A 10,567-nucleotide genomic window follows, 5' to 3' on the forward strand; every position below is an offset into this window, starting at 1 on the left:
ACGCCCTCGTGCACGGTCCACCGAACAGCTCCGACCAGCCGCCCGTCGAGCCGGATGCCCAGGGCCGGGCCCTCGAGTTCGGCGCTCAGTTCAGCGAGGTTCTGAGTCAGCGCGGGCAGGTGCGGATCGAAGTAGAGCTGCGCCTCGGTGGCGTACGCCGCGCGCTGCAGAGTGAGCACCTCGCCTGCGTCACGCGGCGTGATCGAGCACAGCTCGCGGACCGCGTGTTCTGACATGGGTGCGTCCTTTCAGATGGCGACCGCACGCACCCGCGCACGGTCAGGAGTCGGCGCCGGCGCCGGCGACCCAGTCGGGATCGGCCGCGAGGGCGGCCACCTCGCCGATCAGCCTCGACACATGAAATCCGTCGACGGTCGCGTGGTTGCCCTGCACAGCCAGAGGCATGAGCACCCGGCCGTCGCGTTCGTCGTAGCGGCCGATGGTGAAGATCGGCGTCAGGTAGCTCCACGCGTCTTTGAGCTGCAGGTCGAGACTGGTGAAAGACAGCCACGGCATGCTCGAGACATCGAACGTGTTCGCCGGAACGTTCTGCTGCGGCGCATACGCCGTCGACGATCTGTACTCGGCCAGAATCGGCGCCGCTCGATCGTGAAACTCTCCGAAGTTCGGCGAGTACTCGGCCCACACCGTCGAGAACGTCTCGGCCGCGGGGTTGAAGACGGTGAAGAACGGATGCACGACGTTCCACACGGCGAGTTCGCCTTGCGCGTCGAACGCCATGCGGAACTCGTCGTGGTTGTTGACGACGGTGGCCAGCATCCAGAGCTGCGCGATATAGGTCTTGCGCGTGCACGCACGCAGCCGGGCGGCCAGCTGTGTCACGTCGACGTGCGTGGTGAGCGACCACAGGCAGGGCGAGCTCTGAGCGAAGTGCTCGAAGTGCTCGCGCCGAGGCCACGAATCGAGGTCGACCCTGCGCAGCTCGGCATCCGTCATGCCATCAACCGTAACGGCAGCCGTCGCGCCTCGTGAGCTAGTCGAGGTAGGCGGGGGCCGCGGGCAGGCCGAAGAACTCCTCGAGCGTGGTGACGCCCTGGGTGTGCATCTCTGCGGCGAGGTCTACCCCGATGTAGCGAAAATGCCACGGCTCGTATTCGTAGCCGGTGACCGCGGTCTTGTCGGCCGGATACCGCAGCAGGAATCCGAAGCGGTAGGCGTTGGCGGCAAGCCACTGGCCTGCGGTCGTGTCGCCGAAGCACGGACCGTCGACCGGGCATCCGCTGCCCACCGCGAGAATGTCGATGCCCATGCCCGTCTGGTGTTCGCTGAAGCCGGGGCGCGCGCTGGTGAGCTCGGCGCCGGCCGTGCCGAGCTGGCCCACGTAGCGGTTGTAGGCGTTCGTCTGAACGCCGAAGGAGCGGTAGCCGCTCTGCGCCACGAGCTGCTGGCCGATCTCGGCGGTCGCCGCATCGGCCATGACGGCGAGCGCGTCGGCCGCCTCCTGGCGGAGCGGAAAGCCGTTCGGGTTGGGGATGTCGCCGCGCAGGGCGACCAGATCGGGCGGAACGTAGGCGGCGGCATCCGGAATCGGCCGCGTCTTGTTGACGACGAACCAGATGCTCGTGGGGTCGTCGATCGAGCGTGCCGTCTTGTCGAACGCGGCCGGGGCGGGTGGCTGAACCGGCTCGGTCGCGCCCGTCGAGAAAGTGGGCGCGGGGATGATCATGGGTGCCGTCGCCGGCGGGCGGGCGACCTGCGGTTTCGCATCGGCGACTATGGATGCCGTGCCGCCGTTCTGCGTGTTCGTCGCGGTGAACAGTGCGGTCTCACCGACGATGACCAGCACGATCGCGGCGAGGCCGGCGATGAGCACGCGCGTCTTGGAGCGACGAGAGGGTTCGCGGCGCCGCAAATCTCGGCGCGGTCTCAGGTCGGTCACCATCCCACCATACGGGGCAGTCGGTTGAGAAGCGGCTGCACGGGGTGTAACTTTGCACTTCGCGCAGGTTTGTCGACGCTCTGTCTGTGCGCGCTTTCTTCTCTGGTCAGGAATGCTCATGTCACGCACGAACGACGCTGCCTCCGGCCGCGCAAGAACCTCCGGCGCAGACCGAGCCCGGGCCGCAAACGAATCGGGCGGAGTGCTCTCGCCCCGCCAGATCAAGCTCATCATCGTCGGGCTCATGGCCGGAATGTTTTTGGCCGCACTCGACCAGTCGATCGTCGGAACCTCGATGCGCACGATCGGAGACGACCTCAAGGGCCAGGACCAGCAGGCCTGGGTCACAACCGCCTACCTCGTGGTCTCGACCATCGCCACTCCGATCTACGGCAAGCTCAGCGACATCTTCGGCCGTCGCCCGCTCTACATCATCGCCATCTCGATCTTCATCCTCGGCTCGCTGCTGGCCGGCATCTCGACCTCGATGCTCGAGCTCGCGGGCTTCCGCGCCATCCAGGGCCTCGGGGCCGGCGGACTCATGTCGCTCGCCCTGACCGTGATGGGCGACATCCTCGCCCCCCGCGAACGCGCAAAGTACCAGGGCTATTTTCTCGCCGTGTTCGGCGTATCGAGCGTGCTGGGCCCGCTGCTCGGCGGACTTATCTCCGGCACGAGCGAAATCTTCTTCATCACGGGATGGCGCTGGATCTTCCTGCTCAACCTGCCCGTCGCCGCCATCGCCATGGTGCTCGTCGTGAGCTTCCTGCACATTCCGCACACCCGCCGCGACACCCGCATCGACTGGTGGGGCGCCGCGTTCATCGTCATGGGCATCGCTCCGTTGCTGCTGGTCGCCGAGAACGGCCGCGACTGGGGCTGGTCCTCGGTCGGGGCGTTCGCCTGCTACATCATCGGCGTCGTCGGAATCATCGCGTTCATCCTCGTCGAGCGCCGCATGGGCAGCAATGCACTGATTCCGCTGTCGCTGTTCCGCTCCTCCACCTTCTCGATGGCGAGCGTCATCGGCACCCTCGTAGGCTTCGGCATGTTCGGCGGCATGCTCACCCTCCCGCTCTACCTGCAGATCGTGAACGGGGCGACTCCCACCGAGTCCGGCCTCCTGATGATCCCCATGGTCGTCGGCCTCATGATCGCGTCGATCGTCTCCGGGCAGGTCATCGCCCGCACCGGCAAATACAAGATCTTCCCCATCGTCGGCACGTTCCTCATGTCGGTGGCGTTCTTCTACCTCACCTTCGCCACCGCGACCAGCGGCGTCGTCTTCATCATGGGCGGCATGCTCATGCTCGGCCTCGGGCTCGGACAGCTGATGCAGACGCTGACCATTGCGAGCCAGAACTCGGTCGGCCCGCGCGACATCGGCGTGGCCACGAGCGCGGCGACCTTCTTCCGGCAGATCGGTGGAACGCTCGGCACGGCCGTGATCTTCTCGGTCGTCTTCTCCCGCGCCCCCGACGCGATCAAGACCGCCTTCGGCAATCCGGATGTCGTGGCCGGCATCACCGCCGCCAGCCAAGACCCGAAGGTGGTCGCGGTTGCGGCCAACACCGACGTGCTCACGCAGATTCAGCTGGCGCAATCCAAACAGCCCAACACCCTCGGCCAGGCGCTGAACGGTGACACCTCGTTCCTCAACGTGATCGACCCCCGCCTCGCCCGCCCGTTCCTCGAGGGCTTTTCGAGCGCCATGGTCACCGGCTTCTACATCAGCCTCGGCGTCGTGCTTCTCGCATTCTTGCTCAGCTGGTTTCTCAAGGCGACTCCCCTGCGCCAGAAGTCGGCCCTGCAGGAGGCCTCCGAGGACGCGGCGGCGCTGGCGTCGTCGACCGAATCCTCCGACGCCGACCGTGACGACGCGGCCGCCCTCGAGATGCAGCTCGAAGCATCCCGTGCCGCCGGCCAGGCCGGGGCGATGATCGAGCCCACGACGGCAAGCGTGCCCGCGCAGAAGCCGCGAGAGTAGCCATGTCGCTCGACACACCCACCTTCGCGTCCTTCCCGCCCGATTTCATCTGGGGCTCGGCCACCGCCGCCGCCCAGATCGAGGGAGCCGCGCACTCGGGCGGCAAAGAAGACTCCGTCTGGGACGCGTTCGCGCGCGTGCCGAACGCGGTCATCAACGGCGACACCCCCGAGGTCGCGGTCGACCATTACCACCGCGTCGCAGACGACGTGGCGATCATGAAGGAGCTGGGCCTCGACTCCTACCGCTTCTCGACGAGCTGGTCGCGCATCAAGCCGGGCGACCGGGAGTTCAACCGCACAGGCCTCGACTTCTACTCCCGCCTGGTCGACGAGCTGCTCGGCGCGGGCATCCTGCCGTGGCTCACCCTCTACCATTGGGACCTGCCGCAGGCGATCGAAGAGCAGGGCGGATGGGCGAACCGCGAAACCGCCTACCGCTTTCGCGACTACGCCGAGGGCGTCTACGCGGTGCTCGGAGACCGCGTCGAGCACTGGACCACCTTCAACGAACCGTTCTGCTCGGCCCTGCTCGGCTACGGCGCCGGCGTGCACGCACCCGGCCGCCGCGAGCCGCTCGCCGCCATTCAGGCGGTGCACCACCACCACCTCGCGCACGGTCTCGCCGTGAACCGGCTGCGCGAGCTCGGCGCGCAGAACCTCGGCGTCACCTACAACCTGACCAACGCCATCCCGGCCGACGCCGGCGACCCCGTCGACCTCGACGCGGCACGCCGCCTCGACGGCATGATGAACCGCATCTTCCTCGACCCCGTGCTGCGCGGGGCCTACCCCGCCGATGTCAGCGACGACCTGGCGGCCGCCGGCATCCGGCTGTCTGAAATCGTGCACGACGGCGACCTCGAGATCATCTCGGCGCCCATCGACTTTCTGGGCATCAACCACTACCACGACGACGTCGTCAGCGGGCATCCGCTGGACGACGGCGCGATCGACCCCCACCTGGTCGAGACCGGGCGGCCGCTCTCGTCGCCGTTCATCGGGTCGGAGTTCTTGACGTTTCCGAGCCGCGGCCTGCCCCGCACGGCCATGGATTGGGAGGTGAACCCCGACGGACTGCGCCACCTGCTCGTGCGGCTCGGCTCCGAGTACCCGACCCTGCCGCCGCTGTACATGACCGAGAACGGGGCCGCCTACGACGACGTCGTGTCGTCGGACGGCCAGGTGCACGACCCCGAGCGTGCGGCGTTCATTCTGGCGCACGTGTCGGCCGTGGCCCAGGCGATCGCCGAGGGCGCGGATGTTCGAGGCTACTTCGTGTGGTCGCTGCTCGACAACTTCGAATGGGCCTGGGGCTACGACAAGCGCTTCGGCATCGTGCGCGTCGACTACGACACGCAGGAGCGCACGATCAAGGACTCCGGGCGAGCGTTCGCGGCCGTGTTCGCGGGGCGGCCCGCCGCCGAGTAGCCGCGCGGCGAGGCGCCCGCGCATCCGGCTCGCCGTCGTTGATTCGGCCCAGCCAGCCGCCGCTTCACGTTCGCGGATGAGGAAAAACCTGCGACACCCCGTGTGAGAACGCGGTCGGCGCGGGGTGTCGCGAATTTTTCCTCATCCGCGAAAGGGATGCGGTGCTTGCGGTCGGCGGGACTCAAGTGCGGCGACCGGGCATTGAGGTGCGGAAAGTGGCCGCTTCACGGCGTGTGGATGCGGCCAGATCCCGCACCTCAGTGACGGGTCGTCGGCGCCGCTCGAGTCGTCTCGCGCTTCTAGACTGGGATCCTCCAGGCAGGAAGGGCGCCGTCCATGTCGATCGACCTCCCCGAGCAGGAAGCCGCCGGGCAGGAAGCGACCCCGCACGAAGCGGCCCCGCAGGCGCCCACGCTCGAGATGGTGGCGCACGAGGCCGGCGTGTCGCGAGCCACGGTGTCGCGCGTCGTCAACGGATCGAGCGCCGTGACTGCGCAGGTGACCGCCGTCGTGAATGCGGCCATCGAGAAGCTCAACTACGTTCCCAACAGGGCCGCCCGCTCCCTGGCCAGTCGGCGCACGAATGTGATCGCTCTCGTCGTTCCCGAGCAGACGTCGATCGTCTTCAGCGACCCGTTTTTCGCGGCAGTCATCCAGGGCGTGGCCGTCTACCTCAACGACACCGACTACACGCTCAACCTGCTCATCTCGTCGGAGACGTCGAGCGACAAGACCCGGCGCTACCTGCTGGGCGGCAACGTCGACGGAGCGCTCGTCGTGTCGCACCACTCCGGCGATCACTCGTACACGCGCCTCGGCCAGAAGCTTCCGATCGTCTTCGGCGGTCGTCCCATCACGCCCGAACTCGGCGACAGCTACTTCGTCGATGTCGACAATGTGGCCGCCGCGCGGTCGGCGACCGAGCACCTCATCGCTCTCGGTCGCACCCGCATCGCCACCGTCGCCGGCCCGCAGGACATGCCGCCCGGCGTCGACCGGCTGCACGGTTGGCGAGACGCCATGGATGCCGCCGGGCTCGCCGACGACCTCGTCGAGATCGGCGGGTTCTCGGCCGCGTCGGGGGCGGATGCGATGCGCCGGCTCCTCGAGCGCGACGACACGATCGACGCGGTGTTCTTCGCGAACGACCAGATGGCGGCCGGGGCGTATCCGGTGCTTCGGGAGCGCGGGCTGACGATTCCGGGCGACATCGCCGTAGTAGGCTTCGGCGACGATCCGCTCGCATCCGCGCTCAGCCCCACGCTCACCACCGTGCACCAGCCGTCGTCACAACTCGGGGCGGGCATGGCCGCGGCGCTCGTTCGACTGATCGCTCGGCAGAGCATCTAGCACGCCACGATCATGCCGACGAGCCTGGCGATCAGGGAGTCGTCGGTGTCGCGGCGCTGATCAGGCGGCGCGGGGCAAGCCTGCTGCGGGGAGGATCACGCCATCGATGAGCGTGATCAAGAACTCGCGGTCGACCGGCTTGCGCATGATGAGCGTGCGATAGGCGACCATCGAGGGGGAGATCAGCGAGATGAGTTCGATGTCGACGTCGGCCGCGATCTCGCCCCGCTCGATTGCGCGGCGCAGCAGCACACGGTTGATGCGGGCACGGGGCTCGACGATGGCGTCGTTGGCCGCATCCGCGAGCTCGGGGGCGCTCGACAGCATCGACGCCAGTCCCGCCATGACCTTCAGCTTGCGCTCGGCGTCATGGATCGAGGGCGGACGGATCATCGCGACAAGATCTCCGCGCAACGTTCCCGTGTCGGCGATCTGCAGAGTGTCGAGGTCGCTCTTCTTCATGCACGCGACCGCGTCGAGCACGAGTTCGTTCTTCGAGGCCCACCGGCGGTACACCGTGGCCTTGCCCGCGCCGGCACGGGAGGCGACCATGTCGATGGTCATGCCGTCGAAGCCTGTCTCAGCCAGAACCTCGACCGCGGCATCCAGAATCTTCTGGTCTTTTGCCGGATCACGCCTGCGCCCGAGCTTCGGAGCGTCATGAACTGTCTGAACGTCGTCGAGCTGCGTCATTGCGGCCGTCTCCTTCTGTAGCTTTCTGCGTACTTCTCCGACTACTCTAGCAATTAGAGAACTACCGAGATCCGAAACTTGTGAAATCCGGAACTAGGACTATCCGGAACTCGACAGTTTCGTATATGCTGGACGAATGACCCAGACCTCCTCCTCCCCCTCGCGCGTCTCCGACGCCGCACAGGTCTCCAATCGCCGCTGGCTGACGCTCACAGTCGTCGCCCTCGCCCAGCTCATGGTTGTGCTCGACTCCACCGTCGTCAACATCGCGCTCCCCGCAGCCCAGGCCGACCTCGGCTTCAGCGACGGCGACCGCCAGTGGGTCGTCACGGCCTACTCCCTCGCTTTCGGCAGCCTCCTCCTTCTCGGTGGCCGCCTCTCCGACCTCATCGGCCGCAAGCGCACGTTCATCATCGGGCTCATCGGCTTTGCCGTGGCCTCGGCACTGGGAGGCGCGGCCGACAGCTTCGGAACCCTGGTCGCCGCCCGAGCGCTGCAGGGAGTCTTCGGCGCATTGCTCGCCCCGACCGCCCTCGCCGTGCTCACCACCACCTTCACCATTCCGAAAGAGCGTGCCCGCGCGTTCGGAATCTTCGGAGCGATCGCCGGAGCCGGCGGTGCCGTCGGCCTGCTGCTCGGCGGCTTTCTCACCGAGCGCTTCGACTGGCGCTGGAATCTCTACATCAACGTCTTCATCGCCGTCATCGGCGTGATCGGCGCGGCCATCTACGTCTCCGAGTCGAAGCGCACCGGCCCCCGTCCGAAGCTCGACATTCCCGGCACAGTGCTCATCTCCGGCGGACTCTTCGGCCTGGTCTACGGCTTCGCGAACGCCGAGACCGACGGCTGGGATTCGCCGCTGACCTGGGGGATGCTGGCGGGTGCCGCCGTGCTGCTCGTCGCCTTCGTGCTGTGGCAGCGCCGAGCCGCCCACCCCCTTCTTCCGCTGAAGATCGTGCTCGACCGCAACCGCGGTGCGGCCTACGCCTCCGTGCTCATCGCCGGTGCCGGAATGTTCGGCATCTTCCTGTTCGTCACCTACTACCTGCAGGCCTCGCTGAGCTTCTCGCCCATTCAGACCGGCCTCGCGTTCCTTCCGATGATCGCCATGCTCGTGCTCGCCGCGCAGCTGTCGACGAACATCTTCGTGCCGCGCTTCGGCCCGAAGATCATGGTGCCGGCCGGCATGATCCTCGCCATGATCGGCATGATTCTGCTCACCCGCCTCGACCTCGACAGCAGCTATGCGGCCAACGTGCTGCCGGCCCTGATGGTGATGGGCTTCGGCATGGGAACGATCATGCCCGCCTCGATGCAGACCGCCACCCTCGGCGTCGACCGCGAGTTCGCCGGCGTCGCGTCGGCCATGGTCAACACGAGCCAGCAGGTCGGAGGCTCGATCGGCGTGGCACTGCTGAACACCCTGGCCGCCACCGCCGCCGCCGACTACCTCGCCGCGAACGCGCCGGCCACGGCGGAGGTCGCGGCGAACGCCGCCATCGCCAGCTATTCGACCGCCTACTGGTGGGGTGCCGGGTTCTTCGCGGTCGGCGCAGTCGTCTCGGCGCTGCTGTTCCGTCGCCGAGGCCAGGGCCTGTTGCTCTCGCACAGCGCAGCCGCAGCAGCCGCCGGGGCCGGCGCATCCGACTCGGCCGCGGCCGACGTGCCGATGCCGGTGCACTAGGAGCCTCGCCCGCACCGACGCTGTCCGCGCCTGTTCGGCGCATCCGCTGCCCCTCGACCGGCAGCGGATGCGCCGGCCGGCCGCGGATGTGTTCGTGCGCGGCGGCTACTTGGCCGGGGCCACCACGACGGGCACGTCGGGCAGGCGGGCGCGCATCACCTGGATGGCCTCGGGGTTCTCATCGACCAGCACGAACCGGCGACCGAGCGCGTGGGCGACCGCGCCGGTCGTGCCGCTTCCGGCGAAGAAGTCGAGCACCCAGTCGCCCTCGCGGCTCGACGCCTGAATGATGCGGCGCAAGACGCCCTCGGGCTTCTGGGTGGGATAGCCGGTCTTCTCACGTCCCGTCGGCGAGACGATCGTGTGCCACCACACATCCGTCGGCAGCTTGCCGCGCGCGACCTTCTCGGCCGTGACCAGGCCCGGAGCCATGTACGGTTCCCGATCGACGGTCGACGAGTCGAAGTAGTACCTCGCCGGGTCTTTGACGTAGACGAGAATAGTGTCGTGCTTCGCAGGCCACCGGCTCTTCGACTTGGCCCCGTAGTCGTAGGCCCAGATGATCTCGTTGAGAAAGCACTCCCGGCCGAACAGCGCGTCGAGCAGCACTTTAGCGTAGTGCGCTTCGCGGTAGTCGAGGTGCAGGTAGAGCGTTCCGTCGCCAGCAAGCAGGCGCCAGGCCTCGAGCAGGCGGGGTTCGATGAACTCCCAGTAGTTCTCGAAGACGTCGTCGTACGCCAGAAGATCGCCCTTGATGCGCTCGTAGCTTCGACCCTTGAATCCGATCACTGAGCCGACGCCCGCCTTGGTGCGAACGGATGTCGTGGACTGGCGTCTCTGCACCCGGCCCGTATTGAAGGGCGGGTCGAGATAGATCAGCGTGAAAGACTCGTCGGGCAGGCCGGCGAGAACGGGCAGGTTGTCGCCCTGGATGACCCGGCTGACCCCGTGGCCAGATGCCGGGTCGAGCGCGTGGTCGGGCATCCTGCAATTGTGGCAGGTCTTCGTGAGGCGTATCGTTCGTTGAATGCAGAGCCGCGAAGTGCGCCATGAGCCCGATGCCAGCCGCTACACCCTCTGGGTCGACGATGAACAGGTCGGCCTCGCCGACTACGAGTTGCGGGGCGACGCGATCGCCATCACGCACACCGAGATCGATCCCAGCAAGCAGCACGGCGGGCTCGGCAGCGTGCTGGTGCAGGGCGTGCTCGACCAGATCGCCGAGGGCTCGCAGCGCGTGATCGCCGCCTGCCCGTTCGTCGCGACCTACATCGACAACCACGACGAGTACAAGCCGCTCACGACGCGCTGAACTGCGCGCGACGCACTGCGGGACTCGCGACGCGTTACGGCACGCGGCCGATCCACTCGGGCGTGCTGAACTTCGTGCGCACGAGCTCTTCGGCCTTGGCGTACTCCTCATCGGTGATGTCGCCGGGCGTTGCCCCGTAGAGGCCCGTGAAGGTGGCGATCATCCTGTCGATGATCTCGGCTCGCGACAGTCCGGTCTGGCTGCGCAGCGG

General features: G+C 67.4%; 9 protein-coding genes and 1 pseudogene. 5 read left to right on the plus strand and 5 right to left on the minus strand.

Going from position 1 to position 10,567, the window contains the following annotated elements:
* The 3 genes and pseudogenes from ACE5CZ_RS14430 to ACE5CZ_RS14440 all read right to left on the minus strand — a co-directional run.
* Positions 1-236: pseudogene (locus ACE5CZ_RS14430) on the minus strand (GNAT family N-acetyltransferase); the annotation flags it as partial.
* Between the two features lie 43 nt (positions 237-279).
* A complete protein-coding gene (locus ACE5CZ_RS14435; RefSeq protein WP_374948023.1) occupies positions 280-957 on the minus strand; it encodes a CatA-like O-acetyltransferase in 678 nt (225 codons plus the stop codon).
* A gap of 37 nt (positions 958-994) precedes the next feature.
* On the minus strand, positions 995-1,834 hold the full coding sequence (locus ACE5CZ_RS14440; RefSeq protein WP_374948024.1) for a D-alanyl-D-alanine carboxypeptidase family protein: 840 nt from the start codon (positions 1,832-1,834) through the stop codon (positions 995-997).
* A 184-nt stretch (positions 1,835-2,018) separates the two neighbouring features.
* On the opposite strand from ACE5CZ_RS14440, the gene ACE5CZ_RS14445 reads away from it, so the two are divergent.
* The 3 genes from ACE5CZ_RS14445 (at position 2,019) to ACE5CZ_RS14455 (ending at position 6,667) form a co-directional block, all read left to right on the plus strand.
* The gene (locus ACE5CZ_RS14445; RefSeq protein ID WP_374948025.1) at positions 2,019-3,887 is read left to right on the plus strand and encodes an MDR family MFS transporter; all 1,869 of its coding nucleotides are present in this window, start codon (positions 2,019-2,021) and stop codon (positions 3,885-3,887) included.
* Between the two features lie 2 nt (positions 3,888-3,889).
* Entirely contained in the window at positions 3,890-5,317 is a 1,428-nt protein-coding gene (locus ACE5CZ_RS14450) for a glycoside hydrolase family 1 protein (RefSeq protein WP_374948026.1), read from the plus strand.
* A gap of 420 nt (positions 5,318-5,737) precedes the next feature.
* Positions 5,738-6,667 (plus strand): LacI family DNA-binding transcriptional regulator, encoded by a 930-nt coding sequence (locus ACE5CZ_RS14455; protein WP_374948031.1) that lies wholly within the window; start codon positions 5,738-5,740, stop codon positions 6,665-6,667.
* Between the two features lie 60 nt (positions 6,668-6,727).
* Here ACE5CZ_RS14455 and ACE5CZ_RS14460 read toward each other — a convergent pair whose 3' ends face one another.
* Entirely contained in the window at positions 6,728-7,360 is a 633-nt protein-coding gene (locus tag ACE5CZ_RS14460) for a TetR/AcrR family transcriptional regulator (protein ID WP_374948027.1), read from the minus strand.
* A gap of 136 nt (positions 7,361-7,496) precedes the next feature.
* Here ACE5CZ_RS14460 and ACE5CZ_RS14465 point away from each other — a divergent pair, with 136 nt between their 5' ends.
* The gene (locus ACE5CZ_RS14465; RefSeq protein WP_374948028.1) at positions 7,497-9,044 is read left to right on the plus strand and encodes an MFS transporter; all 1,548 of its coding nucleotides are present in this window, start codon (positions 7,497-7,499) and stop codon (positions 9,042-9,044) included.
* A gap of 105 nt (positions 9,045-9,149) precedes the next feature.
* Here ACE5CZ_RS14465 and ACE5CZ_RS14470 read toward each other — a convergent pair whose 3' ends face one another.
* Positions 9,150-10,028, minus strand: a complete 879-nt coding sequence (locus tag ACE5CZ_RS14470) for a DNA-methyltransferase (RefSeq protein WP_374948029.1) — start codon at positions 10,026-10,028, stop codon at positions 9,150-9,152.
* A 43-nt stretch (positions 10,029-10,071) separates the two neighbouring features.
* Here ACE5CZ_RS14470 and ACE5CZ_RS14475 point away from each other — a divergent pair, with 43 nt between their 5' ends.
* Positions 10,072-10,356, plus strand: a complete 285-nt coding sequence (locus ACE5CZ_RS14475) for a GNAT family N-acetyltransferase (protein ID WP_374948030.1) — start codon at positions 10,072-10,074, stop codon at positions 10,354-10,356.
* Positions 10,357-10,567 lie beyond the last annotated feature (211 nt).

It is taken from the genome of Agreia sp. (assembly GCF_964263775.1).
Lineage (GTDB): Bacteria > Actinomycetota > Actinomycetes > Actinomycetales > Microbacteriaceae > Agreia.